This window comes from Pseudidiomarina fusca, from assembly GCF_032227045.1.
In the GTDB taxonomy this organism is placed as follows: Bacteria; Pseudomonadota; Gammaproteobacteria; order Enterobacterales; family Alteromonadaceae; genus Pseudidiomarina; species Pseudidiomarina fusca.
In genome coordinates this window covers 1-24,415 of sequence record NZ_JANFPJ010000021.1, presented here as the reverse complement: position 1 = coordinate 24,415, position 24,415 = coordinate 1, and the positions used below count along the sequence as shown (strand labels likewise).

General features: G+C 50.0%; 24 protein-coding genes and 1 tRNA gene. 21 read left to right on the top strand and 4 right to left on the bottom strand.

The features are described from left to right. Positions 1-3 precede the first annotated feature (3 nt). Positions 4-1,326 carry a two-component system sensor histidine kinase EnvZ gene (gene envZ / locus NOG12_RS10235; RefSeq protein ID WP_153827017.1) on the top strand — a complete coding sequence of 441 codons (1,323 nt, stop codon included), beginning with the start codon at positions 4-6 and terminating at the stop codon, positions 1,324-1,326. 10 nt (positions 1,327-1,336) lie between these two features. Here the strand turns inward: envZ and sthA are convergent, their stop codons facing one another. Beyond that, positions 1,337-2,743, bottom strand: coding sequence for a Si-specific NAD(P)(+) transhydrogenase (sthA, locus tag NOG12_RS10230; protein WP_313933205.1), 1,407 nt, complete (start codon positions 2,741-2,743; stop codon positions 1,337-1,339). 104 nt (positions 2,744-2,847) lie between these two features. Here sthA and nudE point away from each other — a divergent pair, with 104 nt between their 5' ends. Beyond that, positions 2,848-3,396, top strand: coding sequence for an ADP compounds hydrolase NudE (gene nudE / locus NOG12_RS10225; protein WP_313933204.1), 549 nt, complete (start codon positions 2,848-2,850; stop codon positions 3,394-3,396). Then, positions 3,393-4,250 (top strand): 3'(2'),5'-bisphosphate nucleotidase CysQ, encoded by an 858-nt coding sequence (gene cysQ, locus NOG12_RS10220; RefSeq protein WP_313933203.1) that lies wholly within the window; start codon positions 3,393-3,395, stop codon positions 4,248-4,250. Before nudE ends, cysQ begins: the two co-directional genes overlap by 4 nt. On the opposite strand, the gene NOG12_RS10215 is transcribed toward cysQ, so the two are convergent. Together NOG12_RS10215 and NOG12_RS10210 are read right to left on the bottom strand one after the other, a co-directional pair. Further along, a complete protein-coding gene (locus NOG12_RS10215) occupies positions 4,231-4,458 on the bottom strand; it encodes a YheU family protein (protein ID WP_313933202.1) in 228 nt (75 codons plus the stop codon). The two genes, cysQ and NOG12_RS10215, sit on opposite strands and share 20 nt — an antisense overlap. A gap of 9 nt (positions 4,459-4,467) precedes the next feature. After that, positions 4,468-6,378, bottom strand: coding sequence for an ATP-binding cassette domain-containing protein (locus NOG12_RS10210; protein WP_313933201.1), 1,911 nt, complete (start codon positions 6,376-6,378; stop codon positions 4,468-4,470). Between the two features lie 71 nt (positions 6,379-6,449). Here NOG12_RS10210 and NOG12_RS10205 point away from each other — a divergent pair, with 71 nt between their 5' ends. The 6 genes from NOG12_RS10205 to NOG12_RS10180 are packed head-to-tail and all read left to right on the top strand — an operon-like array spanning position 6,450 to position 10,276. Then, positions 6,450-6,674, top strand: a complete 225-nt coding sequence (locus tag NOG12_RS10205; RefSeq protein ID WP_110076627.1) for a YheV family putative zinc ribbon protein — start codon at positions 6,450-6,452, stop codon at positions 6,672-6,674. Positions 6,675-6,728: 54 nt separating this feature from the next. Further along, the gene (locus NOG12_RS10200; RefSeq protein WP_313933200.1) at positions 6,729-7,145 is read left to right on the top strand and encodes an MAPEG family protein; all 417 of its coding nucleotides are present in this window, start codon (positions 6,729-6,731) and stop codon (positions 7,143-7,145) included. A gap of 16 nt (positions 7,146-7,161) precedes the next feature. Then, positions 7,162-8,079: a M14 family metallopeptidase gene (locus NOG12_RS10195; protein WP_313933198.1), complete on the top strand. Its 918-nt coding sequence runs from the start codon at positions 7,162-7,164 to the stop codon at positions 8,077-8,079. A 10-nt stretch (positions 8,080-8,089) separates the two neighbouring features. Then, positions 8,090-8,650: a DUF1415 domain-containing protein gene (locus tag NOG12_RS10190; RefSeq protein ID WP_313933197.1), complete on the top strand. Its 561-nt coding sequence runs from the start codon at positions 8,090-8,092 to the stop codon at positions 8,648-8,650. Positions 8,651-8,675: 25 nt separating this feature from the next. After that, positions 8,676-9,518 carry a motility protein A gene (locus NOG12_RS10185; RefSeq protein WP_110076623.1) on the top strand — a complete coding sequence of 281 codons (843 nt, stop codon included), beginning with the start codon at positions 8,676-8,678 and terminating at the stop codon, positions 9,516-9,518. Continuing rightward, positions 9,515-10,276 carry an OmpA/MotB family protein gene (locus NOG12_RS10180; RefSeq protein WP_313933196.1) on the top strand — a complete coding sequence of 254 codons (762 nt, stop codon included), beginning with the start codon at positions 9,515-9,517 and terminating at the stop codon, positions 10,274-10,276. The genes NOG12_RS10185 and NOG12_RS10180 overlap by 4 nt, the downstream gene beginning before the upstream one ends. A 15-nt stretch (positions 10,277-10,291) precedes the next feature. On the opposite strand, the gene queG is transcribed toward NOG12_RS10180, so the two are convergent. Beyond that, positions 10,292-11,458 (bottom strand): tRNA epoxyqueuosine(34) reductase QueG, encoded by a 1,167-nt coding sequence (gene queG / locus NOG12_RS10175; protein ID WP_418055316.1) that lies wholly within the window; start codon positions 11,456-11,458, stop codon positions 10,292-10,294. A 37-nt stretch (positions 11,459-11,495) separates the two neighbouring features. Between queG and NOG12_RS10170 the strand changes: the two genes are divergently transcribed. The 12 genes from NOG12_RS10170 (at position 11,496) to NOG12_RS10115 (ending at position 24,399) form a co-directional block, all read left to right on the top strand. Beyond that, entirely contained in the window at positions 11,496-13,070 is a 1,575-nt protein-coding gene (locus tag NOG12_RS10170; RefSeq protein WP_313933195.1) for an NAD(P)H-hydrate dehydratase, read from the top strand. Beyond that, the gene (gene tsaE / locus NOG12_RS10165; protein ID WP_153827009.1) at positions 13,070-13,555 is read left to right on the top strand and encodes a tRNA (adenosine(37)-N6)-threonylcarbamoyltransferase complex ATPase subunit type 1 TsaE; all 486 of its coding nucleotides are present in this window, start codon (positions 13,070-13,072) and stop codon (positions 13,553-13,555) included. Before NOG12_RS10170 ends, tsaE begins: the two co-directional genes overlap by 1 nt. After that, on the top strand, positions 13,555-14,871 hold the full coding sequence (locus NOG12_RS10160; RefSeq protein ID WP_313933194.1) for an N-acetylmuramoyl-L-alanine amidase: 1,317 nt from the start codon (positions 13,555-13,557) through the stop codon (positions 14,869-14,871). Before tsaE ends, NOG12_RS10160 begins: the two co-directional genes overlap by 1 nt. Before the next feature lie 44 nt (positions 14,872-14,915). Continuing rightward, positions 14,916-16,715: a DNA mismatch repair endonuclease MutL gene (gene mutL, locus NOG12_RS10155; RefSeq protein ID WP_313933193.1), complete on the top strand. Its 1,800-nt coding sequence runs from the start codon at positions 14,916-14,918 to the stop codon at positions 16,713-16,715. After that, positions 16,715-17,671, top strand: coding sequence for a tRNA (adenosine(37)-N6)-dimethylallyltransferase MiaA (gene miaA, locus NOG12_RS10150; protein ID WP_313933192.1), 957 nt, complete (start codon positions 16,715-16,717; stop codon positions 17,669-17,671). The genes mutL and miaA overlap by 1 nt, the downstream gene beginning before the upstream one ends. Before the next feature lie 202 nt (positions 17,672-17,873). Further along, the gene (gene hfq, locus NOG12_RS10145) at positions 17,874-18,125 is read left to right on the top strand and encodes an RNA chaperone Hfq (RefSeq protein ID WP_153827005.1); all 252 of its coding nucleotides are present in this window, start codon (positions 17,874-17,876) and stop codon (positions 18,123-18,125) included. A gap of 25 nt (positions 18,126-18,150) precedes the next feature. Next, on the top strand, positions 18,151-19,446 hold the full coding sequence (gene hflX / locus NOG12_RS10140) for a ribosome rescue GTPase HflX (protein WP_313933191.1): 1,296 nt from the start codon (positions 18,151-18,153) through the stop codon (positions 19,444-19,446). Between the two features lie 43 nt (positions 19,447-19,489). Further along, positions 19,490-20,677, top strand: a complete 1,188-nt coding sequence (gene hflK, locus NOG12_RS10135; protein ID WP_313933190.1) for an FtsH protease activity modulator HflK — start codon at positions 19,490-19,492, stop codon at positions 20,675-20,677. 3 nt (positions 20,678-20,680) lie between these two features. Beyond that, entirely contained in the window at positions 20,681-21,571 is an 891-nt protein-coding gene (hflC, locus tag NOG12_RS10130; RefSeq protein WP_313933189.1) for a protease modulator HflC, read from the top strand. Positions 21,572-21,677: 106 nt separating this feature from the next. Then, positions 21,678-22,844 carry an aminotransferase class V-fold PLP-dependent enzyme gene (locus NOG12_RS10125; RefSeq protein WP_313933188.1) on the top strand — a complete coding sequence of 389 codons (1,167 nt, stop codon included), beginning with the start codon at positions 21,678-21,680 and terminating at the stop codon, positions 22,842-22,844. Positions 22,845-22,935: 91 nt separating this feature from the next. Continuing rightward, on the top strand, positions 22,936-24,234 hold the full coding sequence (locus NOG12_RS10120; RefSeq protein ID WP_110076611.1) for an adenylosuccinate synthase: 1,299 nt from the start codon (positions 22,936-22,938) through the stop codon (positions 24,232-24,234). An 89-nt stretch (positions 24,235-24,323) separates the two neighbouring features. Then, positions 24,324-24,399: transfer RNA gene (locus NOG12_RS10115), tRNA-Thr, on the top strand. Positions 24,400-24,415: the final 16 nt, after the last annotated feature.

The following is a 24,415-nucleotide window of genomic DNA, read 5'->3' as shown; positions in this document are numbered from 1 at the left end:
ACGATGCGCCTACTACCTCGCTCAGCTTTTGCTCGCACCGTTGCTTTGATTGCGGGGGTACTGCTGATTAACCAACTGGTATCGTATGTGATGGTTGGTTTGTATGTCGTCAAACCCAGTATGCAGCAAATCAGTAGCGTGGTGGCGCGCCAAGTGCAGGGCATCTTAGTGCTAGATACTTGGCTGCAACAGAGTGAACGGGCACGTGCTGAGCACCAACAGTTGGTCCAGGACTACACTGCCGCCACCGGGGTGTTGCCGCTGTCTGAGTTAGAAGCGGTGAAGCGAGGTTTGCAACAAACCTCTCGTTATAATTTTCTCTCCGCACAAATGTCAGAATTGCTGCAGGCCGATACCGAAGTTCGTATTTCACAGGGCGACGTGTATCGAGTGTGGATAAAAACGGCTGCGATTCCTGACTATTGGCTGGTGATAGATCTGGATAAGTTTGATGAAGCACGGTTTTCACCGTTACTCTTTTATCTAGGCCTGATTGGTTTGTTAAGCATATTCGGCGGCATGCTGTTTACAACGTGGCAAAACCGTCCGCTCAAGGCCTTAGAAGCAGCAGCTAAACGTATCGGCCGCGGCGAATACCCGGATCAACTCAAAGAAGCTGGCTCGACCGAGGTGGTGGCAGTAACTCGGGCTTTCAACCAAATGACCGAAGGGGTACGCCAACTTGAGCAAGACCGCGCCTTACTGATGGCAGGGGTATCTCATGATCTGCGGACACCACTCACACGGATTCGTTTGGCGACAGAGATGATGCCACCAGATGAAGATTATTTAGCTGAAAGTATCATTAATGATATTGATGATATGAACGCCATTATTGATCAATTTATTGATTATGTTCGCATTGATACTGTAGCCGATAACGAGCGTAATAATCTGAATTATTTAGTTGAAGAAGTGGTGGGCCATAGTCCCGAAAATTGGCACAGCAAGATCGAGGTGATTTACACCGAGGTACCCGATGTTGCAGTGCGTGCCATATCCATTAAACGGGTGCTGCAAAATTTACTCGAGAATGCTGAGCGTTATGGTAACGGACGAGTACTTATCGAAACGGGGTATGACCAAAGTCGGCAGCGAGTGTGGTTTAAGGTTTGTGACAATGGCCCGGGTATCCCTGCCAAGCAAGTAGCGAAAGTGATTCAGCCTTTTACTCAAGGTGACACGGCCCGCGCCGCTAAAGGTTCTGGGTTGGGGTTAGCGATTGTGAAACGAATTGTCGAACGCCACCAAGGCCGCGTGGTGTTTAGCACCAGTCAACGGCTTGGTGGATTATGCATCCGGGTTGAATTGCCGGCGGTGGTCTAGCTCTTAACGATTAATTTTTTACTCGGTTTAAGCCGTTAAGTGCTGCCACGCGATAGGCTTCAGCCATGGTTGGGTAGTTAAAGGTTGTGTTGACAAAGTACTCGATGGTATTGCCTTCACCTTGTTGCTCCATAATGGCTTGGCCGATGTGAATGATCTCAGCCGCGCGTTCGCCAAAGCAATGAATCCCTAACACTTGTTTGGTCTCGCGATGGAACAGAATTTTTAAGCTCCCTACCAACATATTAGAAATTTGCGCTCGAGCCAGGTGCTTAAATTGCGCACGGCCCACTTCATAGGGTACTTTTTGCGCAGTCAATTCTTCTTCAGTTTTGCCCACCGAGCTGATTTCGGGAATGGTGTAAATTCCGGTAGGAATATCACTGATCAAGCGCTGATCACAGTCACCAAAGAGCATGGCGGTGGCACAGATGCGCCCTTGATCATAGGCTGCACTTGCTAGCGACGGATAGCCGATAATATCCCCCACAGCATAGATGTTATCAACCGCAGTTTGATAGTGCTTATTTACTTCTAACTGACCCCGATGATTGGTGGTTAAACCCACTGTCTCAAGTTGTAACTGCTCAAAGTTACCAGAGCGGCCGTTGGCAAACAGCAGGCAATCAGCATCGATACGTTTACCAGACTGGGTGTACATAGTCACCCCATCTTCATGGCCGCGGATGCTTTGGTATTCTTCGTTATGACGGATCACCACGCCACTGTTGCGCAAGTGATAGCTTAACGCATCGGAGATCTCTGCATCTAGAAACGATAGCAGCCGTTCACGGGTGTTGATTAAATCTACTTTAACGCCTAACCCCCGAAAGATACTGGCATATTCACAACCAATCACCCCAGCACCATAAATAATGATGCTGCGTGGTTCATGTTTGAGTTGCAATACTGTGTCTGAGTCGTAGATGCGTTCGTGACTAAAATCGACATCCTGAGGGTGATAAGGGCGTGAACCGGTAGCAATCACAATCTGTTTGCAGCCAATGATTTCATAAGTACCATCGGCTTGGGTAATGCGCAGCTCGTGGGCTGATTCGAAGCTAGCCACCCCATGCAGCACAGTAACGTTATTGCGCTCGTAAAAACCGCTGCGTAAACGAATCTGCTTACCAATCACCCCTTGTGCATGGCGTAAAATTTCGGCGAAGGTTAGCCCGCGGTGAACTTTTTCGCCGGCAAACAAGGGCGTGCTGTTATATTCAATTAAGCGACTTACCGAATGCCGCAGTGCTTTTGATGGGATCGTGCCCCAGTGAGTGCAGCCACCACCAATCGAATCGTATTTTTCAATCACGGCAACGCGACGGCCATGTTTAGCTAATTGCATTGCTGCACCTTCGCCGCCGGGGCCCGTACCAATCACTACCGCATCAAACTGAATAGGGGGTGTCGCCATATGAATGCTCCTTGTGGGTTGTACCCATTTGCGCTTTATCGTTATAGTACCATTGTCGCGGAAAAAATAACGTCCGATGTGTCAAGCTAGTTAATGGAATCATCATGGCGCGCAAACAAGTTCCAGAAATTTTAACTCGTCAAGTTGTGGCGCAAAGTCGGTTACTCAAAATTGAGGCGGTCGATTTGCGTTTTAGTAATGGGGAAGAACGCCAATTTGAACGCATACCGGGTAGTGGTCGCGGTGCGGTGATGATAGTGCCGTTCTTGAAGGCCGACACCCTGATGTTGGTGCGCGAGTATGCGGCAGGCTTACACAATTATCAGTTGGGCTTTCCAAAAGGTTTAATCGACCCCGGCGAGTCACCTGAACAGGCCGCGAATCGCGAGCTTAAAGAAGAGATAGGATATGGCGCAAGAGAGCTGATTCCGCTGAAGAGTGTGACTATGGCGCCGCAGTTTTTTGCAGCCACCATGCATATTTTTGTGGCGCGAGATCTCTATCCCGAGCAGTTGCCAGGTGATGAGCCAGAACCGTTAGAACTGGTGCCTTGGTCAACCAATGACATCGATGCCTTGTTGGCCCAGCCTGATTTTACTGAAGCACGCAGCATAGCCGCGTTATTAATGACCTTGCGCGAGGGACACGCATGAAACGAGCCGATACGGATGTAGCAGAATTAGCTGAGTTGCTTGATGGTGCCTGTGTGGTAGCTCGCCAAGCCGGTGCCGTGGTGATGGATATCTACCAGAATCAAGCCTACGAAACTTATGCGAAGGATGATGAATCGCCGGTCACCAGCGCCGATTATGCTGCCAATCAGGTGATCATTGATGGCTTAACAGCCTTAGATAAGACCATTCCGATTTTATCGGAAGAGGGCTCACACCTGAGTTTGGACGAACGCCAGCAATGGTCACGCTATTGGTTAATTGACCCTATTGATGGCACGCAAGAATTTATCGCTGGTAGCGGCGATTTTGGGATTGTTATCGCACTGGTGGAGCAATCACAACCGGGGCAACATCAGCCGGTGCTTGGGGTGATTTATTGGCCGGCAACCGCAACCTTGTATTGCGCCCAGCGCGGGCAAGGAGCAGTGAAGATCTCGGCGGTGGGCACCGAACGCCTGCAAGTTCGCCAATTCAGCCAACCAGAGCAAGAAGCTATTACCATTGCTATGAGTCGCCGCCAGCCGCCAGCACGGGTGCTACAACGGATGAGTGCCGCGCGCAGCTACACCACAGTGGCCACCGGGAGTTGCTCTTTAAAAGCCTGTCTTGTGGCTGAAGGCAGCGCCGATTGCTTTTTGCGGGTGGGGCCAACCGGCGAGTGGGATACTGCCGCTGCAGAAGTTATTGTGGGTGAGGCTGGCGGTCGCATTGTCGATGAGTACTTTCAGCCCTTAAGCTACAACCGCGAAACTAGCTTAGGCAACCCAAACTTTATCGTGTTAGGTGATGCCAAGGTGCCATGGCAGCAAGTGTTTACTCACCACCTGGGTTAAATTCATCAGCGGCCATAATATTTACGGTTTCGTGCAGTTCAGACCAGACCAGCACCGCCTGTTTGTGCTCTAACTGCCGCCGTACATCCTCAACTTTGGCAGTGAGTGATTTTTCTTGCTCGCCATAATCAGTGCCTTCGCGCAGCACAAAGCTTTCGATCAGTGCGGTTAAAGTATCAGCATCAAGTTGTTGCCATGGGATCAGCATAAGATTTCCTTAGTTATCTTGTTCACTGGCTTGGTGGAGCGCCTCTTCTGCTTCCATCCAGGCTTCTTCGGCCGCTTGTAAGGCCTGTTGTTGTGCGGCCTGACGTTGTAGAAGCTCAGTCAGTTGAGCCTTGTTGGCGGCCTCATACAAACTATTATCAGCAAGCAACTGATTGATTTCGGCTAACACTGCACTTACTTGTTCGAGTTTCTGCTCAGCCTTGGTCACCTTATCCTTCAGCGGTTTGAGGGCTTGACGGCGCTCAGCGGCTTGGCGTTTTTCAGCTTTACGGTCGGCCTTACCGCTACTACCGTCGGTGGTATCAGCGTTGGCGCTACTGGCTTGCTGTTTGAGCCACTCGTGGTAGTTATCCAAATCACCCGCAAAAGGCTGCACCTGTTGATGAGCTACCAGATAAAACTCATCCACCGTGGTACGCAATAAATGACGGTCGTGGCTGACAATCACCATAGCGCCAACAAAGTCTTGTAAAGCAAACACTAAGGCTTCGCGCATCTGGCTATCTAAATGGTTGGTAGGTTCGTCCAATAGCAGCATATTCGGTTTTTGATAGACAATCAGAGCCAACACCAAGCGTGCTTTTTCACCGCCGGACATAGGCCCAACTGCTGCGGTTGCGGCATCACCGGAAAAGCCAAAACCACCGATAAAATCGCGTAGCTGCTGTTCGCTGGCGTTTGGATCTAAGCGCTGCAGATGTAAAAGTGCACTGGCTTGCAAATCAAGCAGTTCTAATTGGTGTTGCGCAAAATACCCAAGTCGCACTCCGGGGTTCAACTGCACCACGCCCACTTGCGGTTTGAGTTGCCCTGCTAGCAATTTGATTAATGTTGATTTACCCGCACCGTTGCGGCCGAGCAGACCGATGCGGCTCCCCGGCACTAAATTAAAGCTAATATCGGCTAGAATAGTTACCGCGGCATCACCTTCACCATAGCCCGCTTGCACTTGCTGCATGGTTAGTAAAGGGTTAGGTAATTGAGGCGGCTCTTTAAAGCTGAACTGAAAGCCACTCGCCGCACGTAGGGGGGCTCCTGCCTGTAAGCGCTCTAACGCTTTAATTCGGCTCTGGGCTTGCTTAGCTTTGCTGGCTTTGTAGCGAAACCTGTCAATGTAGCTCTGTAGATGCTTTTTCTGAGCTTGTTCTTTTTCAAACTGCGCTTGTTGTTGCGCTAGCTGTTCTGCTTGCTGGCGTTCAAAGCTACTATAATTGCCACTGTAACTGGTAGCGCGCTGGTGCTCGATATGAATGATTTGTCCGGCAATCGCATCCAAAAAGTCGCGGTCGTGGGAAATCACCATCAGCGTCCCCGGATACCGTTGCAGCCAATCTTCTAGCCAGAAAATGGCGTCAACATCGAGGTGGTTGGTTGGTTCATCAAGTAGCAGTAGGTCTGCGCGCGCAATCAAAGCTTGTGCCAAGTTAAGGCGCATGCGCCAGCCGCCGGAAAAAGCCTTCACCGGCAAATAAATCTGATCGGGTTGAAAGCCTAAACCGTTTAATAGAGCGGCAGCCCGTGCGTTGGCATCATAACCACCAATGGTAGCTAAGGCATCGTGTAAGGAGCCAATGGCATGACCGTCGTGGCGAGCTTCAGCATCAGCTAGTTGCTGTTGCAAGTGGCGCAGTTCAGTATCGCCATCTAGCACATACTCAAGGGCGGCTTGATCTAACGCTGGGGTTTCTTGTTTTACGCTAGCAATACGCCATGCCGGTGGCAATTCGCAACTGCCTTGTTCGGTTTGTAGCTCGCCCCGCAGCAAGGCAAATAGTGATGATTTACCCGTGCCGTTGCGCCCAACCAGGCCCACATGGTGCCCCGGAAAGACAGTAATATCGGCATTTTCTAACAATAACTTGCCACCGCGCATTAATGACATGGCGCGCATTTGTATCATAACGAGTTCCTGAACTTGGTGTTTGTGCTAGGTTTCTGCGACAATTATACCCGATACCATAAGAGGTGAATATGACTCGAACTAGGAAACGCTTTATTGCTGGGGCAGAATGCCCAGCATGCCAGGCCCAAGATACCCTGATGCTGACTATTGTAAATGAGCAAGAACAGGTGCAATGTGTGCAATGCGGGCATAAATTTGAGGAGCGTCAAGCAGCGGCACCGGCTCCTGCATCAGCGCAACAACCCGAAAAAGTGCCCGCGGGGCAGGTGATCGGGTTTTTTAAACCAGAATAGATTCAGAACTCGCTAGATGCGGGAGATAATAACAACAACAAGGGAGTGATTAGCATGATTGTAGATTGGGTATTATGGGGCCTGTGGGTCATTTTAGTGACGGTGATGGTACAGTGGTTTGTGGCCAGTCGCTTCAAAGCAGCAGCACCAGGAGCTGTACCAGGTAAAATCAGCGCAGAACTCAGCCATGACTCCTTTGTGTTCCGAGCTCATCGCACCTTTCAGAACTCCATCGAAAACGTTCCCTTTTTTGCCGCCGCCGTGTTACTCGCTATTTTGAGTGGAGTGCAGTCGCAGTGGTTCGTCGCTTGGGTGTGGCTCTATGCTATTATTCGCATCATTCACATGGTGTTGTATTATGCGATAGCAACCGAGAAAAACCCCAGCCCACGTAGTTATTTTTTCATTCTGGGCGTGGTGGCAAACATTGCAGTGTTAGTGCAAGCAGCGATGGTCTTGGCTGGGGCTTAACGAATAGAGGTAAATTATGGTTGAACGTCAATATCCAATTGGTACTCCGGGCCAGCCTTGGGGGCCCGCAGAGAAACTCGAATGGCAACAAGCCCAGCAGCTCAAGCGTTCTTATTTTGAGGACGTGGTACCCGCCATCAACGCTTTGCATGAACGTTTTGATGTAGAGCAATATGGCCTGCTTGAATATCCAGCCAATAACTACCCGTTGTTTGTAGTAAAGACCCGCGATTGGCAGTCAGACAAGCCTACCGTATTAATTACGGGCGGGGTGCATGGCTATGAGACCAGTGGTGTACATGGCGCTTTGCGGTTTTTAGAAACCCAAGCCGAGCATTACAGTCAGTGGTTTAATCTGGTTGTCGCACCTTGTCTAAGCCCGTGGGGTTACGAAACCATCAATCGTTGGAACCCCCATGCGATAGACCCTAACCGGTCCTTTAAAGCACCTAGCCCTGCGGCTGAATGTGCCAACATCATGGATTATCTAGGCCAACAGCAATGGCAATTTTTAGCTCATTTTGATCTGCACGAAACAACTGATACCGACAATAGCGAATTTCGTCCGGCGAAAGCCGCTCTTGATGGCACTGTTAATACCAACTGGAACATTCCGGATGGTTTTTATACGGTAGGTAACTCAGAAATTCCGACGCCAGAGTTTCAGCGCGCCATTATTGACTCCGTGCGCAAAGTAACTCATATCGCCCCAGCGGACGACGAAGGTAAAATCATTGGGGCGGAATTACAGCAAGCAGGTGTGATTCATTACGCTGGCCGTGAACTCGGATTGTGTATGGGCTTAACCGATGCACCTTATGTGACCACCACCGAGGTTTATCCTGATAGCGCTAATGCCACCCCAGAGCAATGCATCTTAGCTCAAGTGGCTGCGATCGTAGGTGGCTTGGACTATTTGCGTGACCAAGCCTAGAGGGGGAAACATGCAGCAGGTGGTTGAGGTTACCCAACGCTGGTTGTGGCAAGTGATTGTAAAGTACAACATTTGCCCGTTTGCCCGGCAAGAAATTGAAGCTCAACGCATTAACTATCAGGTGTGCAAAGCTACTGCGGTCGAGGATATCTTGGCGAGCGTGGTGGCTGAGTGTAAGTTTTTAGATGAGCATCCTGAAGTGGCCACAGCGCTGGTGATAGTGCCCGATGCTTTAGCCGATTTTAGCGATTATCTAGATACCTTAGACTTAGCTAATCAGTTATTGCGATTAGAAGGCTACGAAGGGGTGTTTCAGTTGGCTAGCTTTCATCCGGCCTACTGCTTCGCCGGTGAGCCTGAAGACGACCCTGCCAATTACACCAACCGTGCACCTTATCCTATCTTTCATATTTTGCGTGAAGACGAGCTGGCCGAGGCACTGGATAACTTTGATCAACCTGAACTGATCCCGGAGCGCAATATAGCTTTCGCACGGCGTAAAGGTGCCGCATTTTTTGAGCGTTTGCTGCATAAAATTAAAGCTGGCGAGCCTCCTGCCGATAATACCTAACATCTGTGACTAACTACTGAGCCGTATGAATTTATCAACTCTTATTGGCATGCTTTCGGGTATTGCTATCGTGGTGCTATCGGTGATGCTAACCGCAGCCGATGCTTGGTCCTTTATCAATCTACCAGGCTTAGCCATAGTGCTAGGCGGTACCTTTGCGGCCACCTTGTTGGCATACCCATTGCGTGATGTGGTGCGGGTGTTCAAGATTCTGTGGATTGTGCTGCGTAACGAAAAAATGTACGCCGAAGATGACCAGCGCGAATTGGTTGAGGTGGCACGACAGTTAGTGCAGGGACGCATTGCCAATGCTGAAGATCAATTAAACCAGGTACAAAACCCGTTTTTAAAAACCGGTTTACAGTTACTCATCGATCGCACGCCGACCGAGGATATCGCTGAGTTATTAGAGTGGCGAATTCTGCGGACCAAATTAAAAGAGCGCGCCGAAGCTCAGGTGTATCGCACCATGGCCACTTTTGCCCCCGCGTTTGGTATGTTGGGTACCTTGGTTGGTCTGGTTAACATGTTGCATGGCATGGGCCAGAGCAGCATGAGCGAGATTGGCGTAGACATGGCCTTTGCGCTATTAACCACGCTGTACGGGGTGGTCTTGGCAAACATGTTGTTCAAACCGATTGCGATTAAATTTGAGCGTCGTACTGAGAGCCGCGTGCAATTAATGAATATGATTTTAGAAGGCATCTTGCTGATTGCTCGTGGTCGCAGCCCAGCCTACATTCGTGAATATTTAGCCACCTTCTTCGCCCATGTAGAAGATGAGCTGGATATCAACGAGGCTAACGATATTGCCGCGAAAAATGGGCTCCATGAAGGTTTAGGCAAGGGTAAATCTGAGCGGCTATGAGCAACGAACCTACATTAAATGAGCTGATGGAACGTAGCGGCGGCCCCCAAGCCAAAGCTTCGGACGCAGCCGCCAACTTACATCGCGAACCTCATCGTGAGCATCGCGGTGCTTCAGCACGTTTATTCGGGCATGGAGTGGCGGCACTGCATGACCAGCCCGTTGATGAGGAAGACAGTTGGGTAACCACCTATATGGATTTGTTGACCCTGCTGCTGGTGTTGTTTGTTATTTTGCTTGCCAATGCTGACTTGTCTGGCTCGCCGAGCCCATCTGAGCAAGTATTGCAAGCCGCGGCTGGGCAGTCAGCAGGCTTAGCACTAACTGAAAGCGAATTGCAGGCGCAGTTTGCCAGTAGTGGTTTAGCCGATGGAGTAGAAGTAAGCACCTCGCCCGGTAAAGTTAATATTAAGCTTAAAGACAAGATTTTATTTCACAGCGGCGAAGCTGAATTTAATCAGCAGGCCGCCCAGGTGATGCAAACCCTAACTGAGGTGTTGAAGAAAAATCAGCTGTTTATCAGCGTTGAAGGGCATACGGATAACATCCCGATCAGTAATCAGCGGTTTCCTAGCAACTGGGAGTTATCTGCCGCGCGGGCTAGTGTGGTGGTACGCTTTTTAGCAGAGCAAGGCATAGCTCCAGAGCGGATGCGAGCTGTCGGCTATGCAGATAGTGCGCCGCTGCAGACTAATACTACCGCAGCTGGACGCAGCGAAAACCGTCGAGTTAACGTGGTACTAACCGAAGTTGAATAGCTCCAGCGCTGGGCCTTAAGCATCTCGCGGCATGCCTTTTTCTACCGCACGTACCAGCCTTAGCACTTGCTTTTCAACTTTGCCTAAACCTGCTTGTTGCCGCGCTAAGGCCCAATCAATATGCTCTTGAACCATAGCGCTAGCACTATCACGACGCTGCTGCAAGGCGTCGATAATAGCAGCATCGGCTGGCGCATTGCCTAAGGCCACCGCAATATTCCGCTGCCAACATTCATGGCCAATCCGCCGAATCGGCGAACCTTCAGTTTGTCGCAAAAAAGTGTCCTCATCCCAAGCCCACAATTGCAGTAGTTCAGGAGCATGCAAGTGCTGGCGCGGAGAAAAATCGGCTTCATCCGTTAGGTGGGCGTAGCGATTCCAGGGACAAATCAATTGGCAGTCGTCACAACCGTAGATGCGATTGCCAATCAGCGGCCGAAATTCTTCCGGAATACTTTGCTTGAGCTCAATGGTTAAATAAGAAATACAGCGGCGCGCATCTAACACGTAGGGTTCGACGATGGCCTGGGTAGGGCAAATGGTCATGCAGGCACTGCAGTTACCACATTTTTCGGCTACGGGTGAATCCATCGGTAGAGGTAAATTAACCAGCAGTTCACCCAAGAAAAACCAAGAGCCATGGGCTTCATCAAGCACTAAGGTATGTTTACCACGCCAGCCTAAACCTGCTTTGATAGCTAGTGGCTTCTCCATGATCGGAGCTGAATCCACAAAGGGGCGAAAATCTAGCTCAGCACATGCTGCTTGTATCTTATCGCCTAGTTGTTTCAGGCGTTTTCGCATTAATTTATGATAGTCGCGCCCAAGCGCATAACGACTAATGTAGCCTAAACGAGGATTTTTCAGGGTTTTAGCAAAGCCAGCTTCAGCCGGTAAATAATTCATTCGCACCGAAATCGCACGCACTGCACCGGGATGCAGTTGATCAGGTCGGGTGCGTAACTCTGCATGTCGCGCCATCCATTCCATATCACCATGCATACCCGCTGCCAGCCAACGTTCTAAGTGCTGCTGCTCAGTACTCAGGTCAACGTCGGTAATACCGACCTTCTGAAAGCCTAAGTCGCGGCCCCATTGTTTGATATCTGCAGCTAGTTGATGATAATCCATGAATGGTGTCGTACTCTTGTAGGTATGCCCGCGGTTGATGTTGGCTAACATAGCAAAATCTGGGCAAAAACGCACGATAGGGAGACTCATGGTGGCACAATTATCGCACTTGATATATCGCACCGAACAGGTTCGTAGTGGTGAGCAAGCAGCTGCCGCAGCGATTGGCTTGAGTATGGCGCAACTGATGCAAGCGGCTGCCCAAGCATGTCTGCAGGCCATCCAGGATCACTGCGCCGCACCAGCCAGGGTGGCGATTGTCTGTGGCCCCGGCAATAACGGTGGCGATGGTTGGGTGCTGGCACGACTGGCTCAAGCCGCGGGCTATCAGGTGACGGTTTATGCGGTGCCCCCAACCACCAAGCTAGCACAACAAGCACAGGCGGCGTGGCAGGCGGAGGGCGGTCGCTGGCAGAGTAGCATCGATAGCTTGCACGGCTATCAGATCCTTGTTGATGCTGTGCTTGGCAGTGGACTAAGTCGGCCTCTAACTGATTTTTACCTAGCTGCGGTGCAGGCTATCAATGCCGCAGCTAACACCGCCGCAGCTAACACCGCTTGGGTGTTGAGTGTGGACGTGCCAACCGGATTAAACAGTGATACCGGGCAACCGCAACCCATTGCGGTAACTGCAGCACACACCGTGACTATGGTAGCGATAAAAGCAGGACTGGTAACAGGTAAGGCCAAAGATTACGTAGGGCAGCTGAGCTTGGCCGAATTGGGCATCGGCGCAGCCTTTAGCAAGCAGCCGGCCATGGCTGAGCTGGTGCAGCCAGAGCTAGCGCAGCGCTGGTTGGCGAAACGAAAGCCTAGCTCGCACAAAGGTGACCATGGTCATCTTGTTTTGATTGCTGGCGGGCCTGGTATGAGTGGCGCGGCTATTTTGGCTGGGCGGGCAGCCTTACGCAGCGGTGCGGGTAAGGTCACTCTAGTTACGCATCCGCACACACTTGCTATTATTGCGCAAGCGCAGCCCGAACTTATGGTGCATGGCACCGATGAGAAGGGCCTTATCCCTTGGCTTGAACAAGCAAATGCTATTGTTATCGGGCCGGGATTAGGCCGCGATGCTTGGGCGCAACAGCAGCTACAGCAGTTGTTAGATTGGCACTTGAAGCTTATAGGGCCGCTACCGCCGGTGGTTGCCGATGCCGACGCCCTTAATCTACTAGCGCAGTTGCAGCAGGGCGAGACGCCACCCCATTTACGGCAGTGGGTATTAACTCCGCATCCCGCAGAGGCGGGTCGCTTGTTACGGTCTGTGATGAGCACTCGGTTTGCGGATGAGAATATGACGGCCGTGGTGGAAGCGGATCGATACGAAGCGTTAACGCAATTAGTCACGAACTTTAACGCCGAGGTGCTACTCAAAGGAGCAGGAACCTTAATTGCCGGGCCAGCACACCAAATCGAGCGCATCTTAGTGTGTGAGCGTGGGAGCCCAGCCTTAGCGACAGCCGGCTCGGGCGATGTGCTCAGTGGCCTCTTAGGGGCCTTGCTAGCGCAGCATCGGCAACCTTCAGCTGCAGCTTTGCACGAGCTAGTAGCAACCGCAGTTTGGGTGCATGCCGTAGCTGGCGAAAATGCTGCGCAAGCCGGAGAACGTGGTACTATAGCAAGCGATATTGTGAATGAACTCAGAGCCTTGGTGAACCCTTGATGACAACCATTATTCGTAGCGCAGCCACCGAAGCAGAGCTGCTGCAAATAGCGCAACAATTAGCTCGTAACACCACTAAGCTATTACAACAGGCGGGGCCTGCTGCAACTGCCTTTACTTGTTATTTGTACGGTGATCTAGGTGCAGGTAAAACCACTTTTAGCCGTGGTTTTATCCAGACCTTGGGCCACCAAGGTGCGGTAAAAAGCCCTACTTACACCTTGGTAGAGACCTATGAGTTGAGTCCTTGGACCATTCATCACTTTGATTTGTATCGGCTTGCTGATCCAGAAGAACTTGAATTCATGGGCATCCGCGATTACCTTGGAGACCATCAGATTATTTTAGCCGAATGGCCGCAGCGAGGGACAGGGTACTTACCCGAAGCTGATATAACGATAACCATAGACTATGCCCAACCGGGTCGAACTATGACGATACATGCGCTAACAACACGAGGTCGAGCGGTTCTCGAAACACTTTAATGCCCTATTGGATACGCGTTTTTATTAGTTGCAGTTTGCTGCTGTTCAGTACCACCAGTTTCTCGGTGCAAGTTAACAGCATCAACAATGTACGAATGTGGCCTGCGCCTGATAATACGCGGGTCGTTTTTGATCTGTCTGCAACTCCTGATTTTAGTTATTTTACCTTGTATCAACAAACACCCTATCGGCTGGTGATTGATTTTAACCAAACCGCTCTCAAGGTTGACTTAGCCAAAGTGGAAAATAGCTCACTGTTGATTAAGAAAATTCGTACCAGTACCCCCAAGAACAAGCAATCCACTCGTGTTGTGATTGAGCTCAACGACAAGATTGAATTTGAGATTTTTCCGGTGCGGGCCAACGAGCAATATGGCGAGCGCTTAGTAATCGATTTAAAAGGGCGATCGATTGAGCGCAAAAATACCCCGTTACGTGCCGATGAATTACAAGAAAGAAAAGTGACCATTGCCATCGATGCTGGGCATGGTGGCGATGATCCCGGTTCGATTGGGCCATCGGGAGCCTACGAAAAAGATATTGTGTTGAAAATATCGAAAGCACTAGCGGATATGATCAACCAAGATCCAGCCATGCAAGCCTATTTGATTCGCAGTGGTGATTATTATGTGGGGCTTAAAGCGCGCGCCCGTAAAGCTCAAGAAATTGAAGCCGATTTGTTGGTATCCATTCATGCGGATGCTTTTACCTCACCGAAACCCCGTGGCGGGTCGGTGTGGGTGCTGTCCTCACGTCGCGCTACCACTGAAATGGGGCGTATGTTAGAGGATAAAGAGCGGCTGTCTGATGTGCTTGGAGGCATCGATTTGCGGGTAGAGTCTGACGATACCCACGGTTATTTAAACAAGGCCCTCATTGATATGACCATGGGCCATGCCATGAGTGCCGGTTTTGAAGTAGCCGAAGATGTCATCAAGCATATGGATGGCATTGCCATTATGCACAAAGACAAACCGCAACATGCCAGTTTTGCCGTGCTTACGTCAGGAAAACCCTCGATTTTGGTGGAAACCGGTTTTATCTCAAATCCACAAGAAGAACAGCAACTGTTAAGCAACGCCTATCAGCAGCGGATGGCGCGCGCCATTTATCAAGGGGTGCGCGATTACTTTACTCGGCGTCCGCCCGATGGCTCGTCGTTTGTATCAAGCCGTGCGGCGCAACATGTGGTAAAATCTGGTGAGTCGTTATCGGTAATTGCACAGCGCTACAATACAACCGTCAAAGCATTGAAAACACGGAACAACCTAACCAGTAATGTACTGCAAGTAGGGCAAGTGCTAGACATCCCATAACACCCTGATTTATTTCGCACTCATCAGCTACGAGCACGCTAGTTATGCCGATTCAATTATTGCCGATCAGTTTAGCCAACCAAATTGCCGCCGGCGAGGTGATCGAGCGTCCCGCGTCGGTAGTGAAAGAGCTGGTGGAAAACTGTCTAGATGCAGGTGCCAGCCATATTGTCATTGATATTGAGCAAGGTGGTCGACGGCGTATTCGTATTCGCGATGATGGTACTGGTATTGTCAAAGCTGAATTAGGTTTAGCCCTTAGTCGACATGCCACCAGTAAAATCAGCAGTCTCAACGACCTCGAAGCGATTCAAAGCTTAGGCTTTAGAGGCGAAGCCTTAGCCAGTATTAGTTCAGTGTCACGGTTAACCCTGACCTCAAAGCCAGCGCAGCAAGCCGAAGCTTGGCAGGCTTGGGTAGAAGGGCGTGATATGCAGGCTGAAATCGCCCCAGCAAGTCACCCGGATGGGACTACCGTTGATGTGCAAGATTTGTTTTTTAACACACCGGCGCGGCGCAAATTTTTGCGTACTGACAAAACTGAATTTGCCCATATCGACGAGGTCGTACGGCGTATTGCACTGGCTCGTTTTGGGGTGCGTTTTAGCCTGAACCATAACGATAAACCGGTGCGTAACTACCCTGCGGTATCGGCGCAACAAGATGCATTACAACGCATCAGCCAAGTGTGTGGTCGGCAATTTACCGATCCAGCCTTAGCGGTGGAACATGCTAGTGGTCCAGTGCGCCTATGGGGTTGGGTCGCAGCGCCAGAAGAATGTCGCCATCAGGCAGATATTCAGTACTTTTATGTTAACGGTCGGATGATGAAAGATCGCTTGCTGGCGCATGCGGTGCGACAAGCTTACGGTGAAGCTAGCGGGTTAGCGGACCCCAGTAGCGATAGCATGGGGCAACATCGAGTCCCCACGTTTGTGTTGTATCTAGAATTACCGCCCCAAGACGTGGATGTGAATGTGCATCCGGCCAAGCATGAAGTGCGCTTTCATCAAGCGCGGCAGATTCATGACTTTGTGTTAGCAGCTGTACGCAGTGCCTTGCAACAAGCTCCAAGCAACGCCCGCAGCGATGCTACGGCAGCGCCTCATGGTGCCGGCGCAGCGGATGCCAGCAAGGTTGTGACAGCGCCACCACAGCATGGTTATCAGCCGGCCAGCAGTCAGCTCAGTCAGCAGGTGCAGGAGTTACAACCACGTCATAGTCAGCTGTTTCCGCAGCGCGCTCAAGCCCACCCAAGTTTGGCTCAGTTGCAGCAAGTGGCTGCTCCCAGTCAGCCTGAGTCAGCTGTCACCGGACCTAAATTACTGTCAGTTATACAGCAACGTTTTGCCCTATTGCAGCAGGTTGAATTGGGTTCTCAGCAGCACCTGCTGGCGCTGTTAGATTTAGCTGCAGTACAGCAGCATGTGCTGAGCAAACAATTGCAGCAACAATGGCAATTAGGGTTAGCTGGGCAACCCCTGTTGATACCGTTGCAATTACAGGATGCGCCCTTGATCGCAGCATTACGGGCTGTTCCCGCTGAACAGTTGGCGCGCTTAGGGGTCCGTTGTGAGTTTGGCCGCAATCGGGTCACCTTGTTAGAAGTGCCATCCATGCTGCGGCAAACCAACCTCACAGTTACCTTAGCGGAACTGGTTAAGCAGTTGGACAGCCCACAGTTATTCCGTTGGCTGGCCCAGTTCCAGGTGTTGTCCCAGTTCAATTTAAGCCAAGCTGAACACTGGTTACAGCAGTGGCTACAAGATCCGATTGCTGACTATTTGTATGCTCTTTCATTACCACCTGAAGTTAGCAGTACGGCCACAGCTAAGGAAACTTGATGACCACTTTTACCAATAAAGTCATTTGCCTTTACGGGCCCACGGCAGCCGGCAAAACGGGCTTAGCTATTGCGCTAACACAGGCGTTACCCTGCGATATTATCTCGGTGGATTCTGCCCTGATCTATCGCGGTATGGATATCGGAACCGCGAAGCCAAGTGCCGCTGAACAAGTGCAAGCACCGCATCGATTGATTGACATCTGTGACCCTAGCGAAAGCTATTCAGCGGCACAATTTGCAGCCGATGCACGCGAAGAAATAGAAGCCATTTTGGCGCGTGGCCGGATTCCATTGCTGGTAGGCGGTACCATGTTGTATTTCAAAGCCTTGCTAGAAGGCATGTCCGATTTACCTGAAGCAGACCCGGCCATTCGCCAGCAGCTACTTGAACAGGTAGCCAGCACGGGTACCCATGCTCTACATCAGCGCCTAGAACAGATAGACCCGGTGAGTGCGGCACGGATTCATCCGCATGATCCACAGCGCTTAGTAAGGGCCCTGGAAGTCTATTTAAGCAGTGGACAAACACTTACTGAACTTACTACCCAGCGCACTGGAGCATTACCCTATCCGGTACTGCAATTAGCCGTGGCGCCCCATGATCGCAGCGTCTTGCACGAGCGTATTAAAGTAAGATTTTTACAAATGTTGGAACAAGATTTTCTCGCCGAGGTCGAACAATTAAGACAGCGGTCCGATTTGCATCTCGATTTACCTGCGTTACGCTGTGTGGGGTATCGTCAGGCTTGGCAGTATTTAGCTGGCGAGTGCAGTTATGACGAGATGGTCGAGCGCGGCATCGCCGCCACTCGGCAATTAGCCAAGCGGCAGTTAACTTGGCTGCGCAAATGGCCCGGGGTGCATTGGTTAGATACGGATGCGGATGATTTAGCGGCCCAAGCGATTGCTTACTGCCAGCAACAGCCAGGCGAAGTATTCGCTGAGTTGCTTTAGCGATAGCTGCAATCGAACAAACTATCGTTCAATTGCTCCTTGAAAAGCTTAAACTAATCCCTATATTCAGTATTAACTGAAATAAAATGGTTCTGAGTTACACTATTTAAAAAAATTGTCTATATTTTAAGTGGCTGGCACGTTTTAGCGCAGTAGTATGTTGCTAGGCACTCACAATAACAAAAAAAAAGGACGCACTATTATGGCCAAGGGGCAAACTCTACAAGACCCTTTTTTGAATGCACTGCGCCGCGAGCGTGTGCCGGTTTCGATTTACTTAGTAAATGGAATTAAACTACAAGGACAAATTGAGTCTTTTGATCAATTTGTTATTTTGCTGAAAAACACAGTCAGCCAGATGGTATATAAGCACGCCATTTCAACAGTGGTGCCAGCGCGCATTCCACAGAATTATCTGCCCATGGCAGAAGGCTCTGAAGAAGCGATCGATTAATTGATGTTAGGGGAGCAGTGATAGCTTGTTTGATAGGTTTGAAAGTGGTGAACAGGCTGTCCTGGTACACGTTGATTTTCCTGCAGAAATTGATCGTGAAGATCTCTCTGAGCTGAAGTTATTAGTGTCATCCGCCGGGGTTGAAACCCTCGGTGTGGTGACTGCTTCGCGTAGCGCACCCAGTTCTAAGTATTTTGTTGGTTCGGGTAAAGCGGAAGAAATTGCCGATCAGGTGCGCTTGCTCGATGCTAACATCGTCATTTTTAACCACAGCCTTACACCTACCCAAGAACGTAACTTAGAAAAGTTGTGTCAATGTCGTGTGCTCGACCGCACCGGCTTGATTCTTGATATCTTTGCCCAGCGCGCCCGCACTCACGAAGGTAAGCTGCAAGTAGAACTAGCGCAATTACGTCATATCCAAACACGATTGGTACGCGGCTGGACTCACTTAGAACGGCAAAAAGGCGGGATTGGTTTGCGTGGCCCAGGTGAAACCCAGCTAGAAACGGACCGTCGCTTAATTCGTGGCCGTATCAAAAACATTTTGGGGCGCTTAGACAAAGTTCAGAAGCAGCGCGAGCAAGGTCGTCGCGCACGCCAACGCGCTGAGATTCCGACGGTATCTTTAGTGGGATACACCAACGCCGGTAAATCTACCCTCTTTAATAAGATTACTGAAGCCGGGGTGTATGCGGCCGACCAGCTCTTTGCCACCCTCGACCCAACCTTGCGCAAGCTTGAACTAACCGATGTGGGGCCTATTATTTTGGCCGACACGGTAGGTTTTATAAGGCATTTGCCCCATGAGCTCGTGGCTGCCTTTAAAGCGACACTACAAGAAACCCAAGAAGCGGATTTACTCTTACACGTGATTGATGTGGCCGATGACCGTCAACAAGACAACATCCATCAAGTTGAAGAAGTACTGGCCGAAATTGGTGCCGACGAAATTCCGCAATTGTTGATTTGTAATAAGATCGATCAGCTTGATGATGGAGTAGCGCGCATTGATACTGATGATCAAGGCATGCCAATCCGCGTATGGCTTTCAGCTCAGAGTGGGGCCGGAATAGATTTGTTACAACAAGCCTTGGTGCAACGCTTGCGTCCACAGATGGTTGACGTATCCTTACGAATTCCACCCTCGATGGGTAAATTACGTGGTAAGCTGTATGCACTTAAGAGTGTCACCGCAGAAACGACTGCGGACGATGGACAATTTTCAATGCAGGTACGTATGTCTCAAGTAGATTGGCGTAGATTGTGTAAGCAGGTCGCCGAAGAATATGGCGATAACCTGCAAGGCTTTGTAGAATAACTAACGAATACAATTAAACAGCAACCCAGAGTTGGAGTAATCAATGGCCTGGAATCAACCGGGAAACGGTAATAACAATGACCGTGATCCATGGAAACAACAAGGCGGCCGCGAACAAGGTCCGCCAGATTTAGATGAAGCAGTGCGTAACCTCCTAGGCAAACTTGGCCTAGGTGGTAAGAAAGGTGGCAACAATCAAAATCGAAGCGGTGGCGGTTTATCCGGCAAGGGCTTTGGTGTGATTGCGATTATCGCCCTATTAGTTTGGTTTTTGGCGGGTATTTATACGGTCAAAGAAGCCGAACGTGGGGTGGTGCTGCGCTTCGGTCAATACCACAACTTAGTAGAGTCAGGTTTGCATTGGCGCCCAATATTCATTGATAGCGTACAAACCGTTGACGTGAGCAATGTGCGACAGTTCCAGTCAGAAGGTTTCATGCTGACTCAAGACGAGAACGTGGTGCATGTTGAGCTAGACGTACAGTATCGCATCATCAATCCGCGCGATTATCTCTACGCAGTAGAGAACGCCGACCGCAGTCTTGCCCAAGCGACAGACAGTGCCTTGCGTTACGTGGTGGGTCACACCACCATGGATGAAGTACTAACAGTAGGACGTGAAAGTGTTCGTGCTGACACGTTAGAATTGTTAGACAACATCATTGCACCTTATCTGTTAGGGATTCAAATTGTTGATGTGAACTTGTTGCCTGCGCGTCCGCCAGAAGCTGTGAAAGACGCTTTTGATGACGCTATTGCGGCACAAGAAGACGAACAGCGCTTTATTCGTGAAGCTGAAGCTTACGCCCGACAAATTGAGCCGTTAGCTCGTGGTCAAGTACGTCGAGTGCTGCAAGAAGCGCAAGCTTATCGCGAGCAGACCGTACTGAAAGCGCAAGGTGAGGTAGCACGTTTTAAAGAATTGCTGCCACAATACAAAGCTGCTCCAGTTGTTACACGTGAACGTTTGTACTTAGAAACGTTAGAAGCTATCTATGCCAACACCAGCAAAGTGATGGTGGATGTTGAAGGTAGCAATAACATGATGTACTTGCCGTTAGATAAAATTTTAGAACAGCAGCAACGCAGCCGTTCTGAAGCGCAAAGCCAAGAGCGTGCGCCACAGCAAGGGATTAATTCAACGAACCCAAGTTCGCAGAATAACAACCCTGCAAGCACTAACAGCAATACCACACGTAGTAGCGACCGCTTCAACAGTGGCCGGGGGTAAACGATGAAAAACTTAGTAGCCATTTTAGTTATAGTCGCCTTAGCCCTTGGGGTTTCTTCACTCTTTGTAGTGAAAGAAGGCGAACGCGCCATTGTGGTGCAATTTGGTAAGGTACAACGTGACGCAAATACTGGCGAAGCCGTCGTATTTGAGCCGGGCTTACACTTTAAGCTGCCTTTTATTGAGCAGGTTAAGCGCTTAGATGCGCGTTTTAAGACCCTTGATGGTGACCCCGATCGCTTTGTAACCAGCGAGAAGAAAGATTTGATTGTAGATACTTATGTAAAGTGGCGCATCTCTGATTTTGCAACTTACTATTTATCGACCAATGGTGGTAACCAAGCTCAAGCCGAAGCCTTGTTAACCCGTCGGGTGAACAGCGGTTTACGGGCTGAATTTGGTAGCCGTACCATTAAAGAAATCGTGTCGGGTGAACGTGATAACTTAATGCGTGAAGCTCTTATTCGTGGTGCTGATAGCGCTCAAGAGCTGGGTATTGAGGTGATTGACGTGCGCGTAATGCAAATCAACTTGCCGACCGAAGTTAGCCAGTCGATTTACCAACGGATGCGTGCAGAGCGTCAAGCAGTAGCTATGGAACACCGCTCTGAAGGTCGTGAACAAGCTGAATTCATCCGCGCTGATGTAGATGCTCGAGTAGCCGTAATGTTAGCTGATGCTGAGCGTGAGTCACGTGAACTGCGTGGCCAAGGTGATGCTGAAGCTGCGGGTATCTATGCTGAAGTGTACACTCAAGACTCAGAGTTCTTCTCGTTCTTGCGCAGCTTGCAGGCGTATCAGAAGAGTTTTGAAAGTGGCAATGATGTGTTAGTGCTTGAACCAGACAGCGACTTCTTCAAGTATTTGAAAGACGCTACCGGTGGTAAAAAATAGCTGTTAGCTAAGCTTTTGAAACCTATCAAAACCCGCGGTTGTCCCGCGGGTTTTTTGTAGGTAAGCTGCTGGTCATCGCTCGACTACTTTGCTGAGAATTTCTGATATGTCTTACAAGCAGTATTACCAAGGTTTCTTTCAACGCCATCCGGATAGCTTACACTGCGCGCCCCATAGTCATCACTATTGGCCCGATGTGACGCGTGCTGCGCAACTCCAGTATTGGGATGATACCGCTCAAGGGGTCGACCATAAGTGGAACCAGATTTTTGGTGAACGTGTACCCGCCGTACAAACCTTGCTAGCTGAGCTGTTGCAGCATCCTCATCCAGAGCAATTTGTGTTCGCCAGTAACACCCACGAACTGCTGTACCGAGTGATGAGTTGTTTTGACCTGAGCCAACCCGTTTCGATTTTGACCACAGATAGCGAGTTTCACAGTTTTTCTCGCCAATTACGGCGGCTACAAGAGCGTAGTAACTTAACCGTGACTGTGGTTGCCACAGAACCCTTTGCTAGCTTCCCACAACGCTGGTTAGAGGCAGTCGCAGCACAGGCCTATACGCTTATTTTTACCAGCCAAGTCTTCTATAACTCAGGTGTGGTTGGCCCAGACTTAAATCATTGGGTGCCTCAAGCTGATCCTGCCAGTACTATCGTGGTCGATGGCTATCATGGTTGCGGTGCCATACCAACCAACTTAAGTGCCGTGGCGGACCGGATTTTTTACTTGGCTGGCGCATACAAATATCTGCAAGCGGGCGAGGGCTGTTGTTTTATGGCCGTGCCTAAGGGCTGCCAGTTACGCCCAGAGTACACTGGTTGGTTCGCTGATTTCGCGAACTTAGCCAAGCCCCAACAGGGCGAGGTGCAATATGCTGACGATGGCTTGCGTTTCGCCGGCTCCACGATGGATTTTAGCGCCCTCTACCGGCTTGAAAGTGTGCTGCAATGGTGGCAGCAAGAACAGTTAAGCGTAGACCACATGCATGGTTATGTGCAGCAATTGCAGCAGGGTTTTTTGGCCGTACTAGATGAAGTAGGGCACCCCCTAGTTAACCGCCAACGTTTATTAGTTAACTCGTTGGCGCAGCATGGGCATTTCTTTACCTTTTGTTTGGATAATCCAGACCAAGTGCAGCAACTTGCTGAAAAGCTAGCCAAAGCTGGTATCGAAACCGATTACCGGGGCAACCGACTAAGGTTTGGCTTTGCGCTTTACCATGATGTGGCCGACTATCAACGCTTAAAAAAGGCGTTAAGCAGCCACTGATCGGGCTACCTTGTAAGGGCAATTCCTGTTAAAATCAGCGCCTGTTTTTTCAACACCTGTTTTTCTAACAGTAACAGCTGGTATCTAACTCATGGGTAAAAACGTCGTAATTCTTGGTACGCAATGGGGTGATGAGGGTAAAGGTAAGATTGTCGACCTACTCACCGATAAAGCATCGTTAGTGGTTCGCTATCAAGGCGGTCATAATGCTGGTCACACCCTGGTCATCGATGGTGAAAAAACCGTCTTACACCTGATCCCATCAGGTATTTTGCGTAGCAACGTTAAATGTATTATCGGTAACGGTGTCGTACTTTCACCAGAAGCCTTGATGGAAGAGATTGCGATGTTAGAAAAGCGTGGCGTACCCGTACGCGACCGCTTACTCATCAGTGAAGCTTGCCCATTGATTTTGCCGTATCACATTGCCCTAGACCAAGCTCGTGAAAAAGCTCGCGGTAACAAAGCTATCGGTACTACCGGTCGCGGCATTGGCCCAGCCTACGAAGATAAAGTAGCGCGTCGAGGCCTGCGCGTAGGCGATTTATTTAACCCAGAGCGGTTTGAAGAGAAATTACGCGAAGTGGTCGAGTTCCATAACTTTACCTTAGTGAACTACTACAAAGTCGACGCCGTTGATGCCGACCAGGTATTAGCTTATTGCCACGAAGTTGCCAAGCAACTGAAAGATATGATCGCTGACATTCCATCGTTGTTAGATGAAACCCGTAAAGCTGGCCAGCACATCATGTTTGAGGGGGCTCAAGGCACCTTATTAGACATCGACCATGGAACCTACCCTTATGTCACCTCATCAAATACGACCGCTGGTGGTGTCTCGACGGGTGCCGGTTTTGGTCCGCGTTATATTGATTACGTGTTGGGTATTGTTAAAGCCTACACCACCCGAGTGGGTAGTGGTCCTTTCCCAACGGAGTTAGATTGTGCAGTTGGTGAACATTTAGGTGTTAAAGGCCATGAATTTGGCGCCACCACGGGGCGTAAACGTCGTACCGGTTGGTTTGACGCAGTAGCCGCACGTCGGGCAGTACAAATCAACTCAGTGAGCGGTTTTTGCTTAACCAAGCTCGATGTCTTGGACGGCCTAGAAGAATTGAAGATCTGTGTGGGTTATAAATTACCTAACGGCGACATCACTGAGTATCCGCCGATGGCCGCTGAAGATTATGATCACGTAGAACCTATTTACGAGACCATGCCAGGTTGGCAAGATAGCACTGTTGGCATTACCGAACACAAAGATTTGCCAACGGCAGCACTTGCATATATTAAACGAATCGAGGTTTTAACCGGTGTTCCAGTGGATATTATTTCAACAGGACCAGACCGTGCAGAAACCATTATTTTGCGTCATCCGTTCGCTATTTAACCAAACGAACGCAGAAAAGGAAAAAAAATAGCATTTTCTATTGCATCATCAAAATCGATACAATAGAATGCGCTCCACCTAACCGGGGTGCCGGCATAGCTCAGCTGGTAGAGCAACTGACTTGTAATCAGTAGGTCGGGAGTTCGACTCTCTCTGCCGGCACCAACTCAAAATTAGGTTC

Bases quoted from the DNA above. Each gene is read 5' to 3' on its own strand.
- envZ (WP_153827017.1), top strand. From the start codon at position 4: ATGCGCCTACTACCTCGCTCAGCTTTTGCTCGCACCGTTGCTTTGATT.
- sthA (WP_313933205.1), bottom strand. From the start codon at position 2,743: ATGGCGACACCCCCTATTCAGTTTGATGCGGTAGTGATTGGTACGGGC.
- nudE (WP_313933204.1), top strand. From the start codon at position 2,848: ATGGCGCGCAAACAAGTTCCAGAAATTTTAACTCGTCAAGTTGTGGCG.
- cysQ (WP_313933203.1), top strand. From the start codon at position 3,393: ATGAAACGAGCCGATACGGATGTAGCAGAATTAGCTGAGTTGCTTGAT.
- NOG12_RS10215 (WP_313933202.1), bottom strand. From the start codon at position 4,458: ATGCTGATCCCATGGCAACAACTTGATGCTGATACTTTAACCGCACTG.
- NOG12_RS10210 (WP_313933201.1), bottom strand. From the start codon at position 6,378: ATGATACAAATGCGCGCCATGTCATTAATGCGCGGTGGCAAGTTATTG.
- NOG12_RS10205 (WP_110076627.1), top strand. From the start codon at position 6,450: ATGACTCGAACTAGGAAACGCTTTATTGCTGGGGCAGAATGCCCAGCA.
- NOG12_RS10200 (WP_313933200.1), top strand. From the start codon at position 6,729: ATGATTGTAGATTGGGTATTATGGGGCCTGTGGGTCATTTTAGTGACG.
- NOG12_RS10195 (WP_313933198.1), top strand. From the start codon at position 7,162: ATGGTTGAACGTCAATATCCAATTGGTACTCCGGGCCAGCCTTGGGGG.
- NOG12_RS10190 (WP_313933197.1), top strand. From the start codon at position 8,090: ATGCAGCAGGTGGTTGAGGTTACCCAACGCTGGTTGTGGCAAGTGATT.
- NOG12_RS10185 (WP_110076623.1), top strand. From the start codon at position 8,676: ATGAATTTATCAACTCTTATTGGCATGCTTTCGGGTATTGCTATCGTG.
- NOG12_RS10180 (WP_313933196.1), top strand. From the start codon at position 9,515: ATGAGCAACGAACCTACATTAAATGAGCTGATGGAACGTAGCGGCGGC.
- queG (WP_418055316.1), bottom strand. From the start codon at position 11,458: ATGTTAGCCAACATCAACCGCGGGCATACCTACAAGAGTACGACACCA.
- NOG12_RS10170 (WP_313933195.1), top strand. From the start codon at position 11,496: ATGGTGGCACAATTATCGCACTTGATATATCGCACCGAACAGGTTCGT.
- tsaE (WP_153827009.1), top strand. From the start codon at position 13,070: ATGACAACCATTATTCGTAGCGCAGCCACCGAAGCAGAGCTGCTGCAA.
- NOG12_RS10160 (WP_313933194.1), top strand. From the start codon at position 13,555: ATGCCCTATTGGATACGCGTTTTTATTAGTTGCAGTTTGCTGCTGTTC.
- mutL (WP_313933193.1), top strand. From the start codon at position 14,916: ATGCCGATTCAATTATTGCCGATCAGTTTAGCCAACCAAATTGCCGCC.
- miaA (WP_313933192.1), top strand. From the start codon at position 16,715: ATGACCACTTTTACCAATAAAGTCATTTGCCTTTACGGGCCCACGGCA.
- hfq (WP_153827005.1), top strand. From the start codon at position 17,874: ATGGCCAAGGGGCAAACTCTACAAGACCCTTTTTTGAATGCACTGCGC.
- hflK (WP_313933190.1), top strand. From the start codon at position 19,490: ATGGCCTGGAATCAACCGGGAAACGGTAATAACAATGACCGTGATCCA.
- hflC (WP_313933189.1), top strand. From the start codon at position 20,681: ATGAAAAACTTAGTAGCCATTTTAGTTATAGTCGCCTTAGCCCTTGGG.
- NOG12_RS10125 (WP_313933188.1), top strand. From the start codon at position 21,678: ATGTCTTACAAGCAGTATTACCAAGGTTTCTTTCAACGCCATCCGGAT.
- NOG12_RS10120 (WP_110076611.1), top strand. From the start codon at position 22,936: ATGGGTAAAAACGTCGTAATTCTTGGTACGCAATGGGGTGATGAGGGT.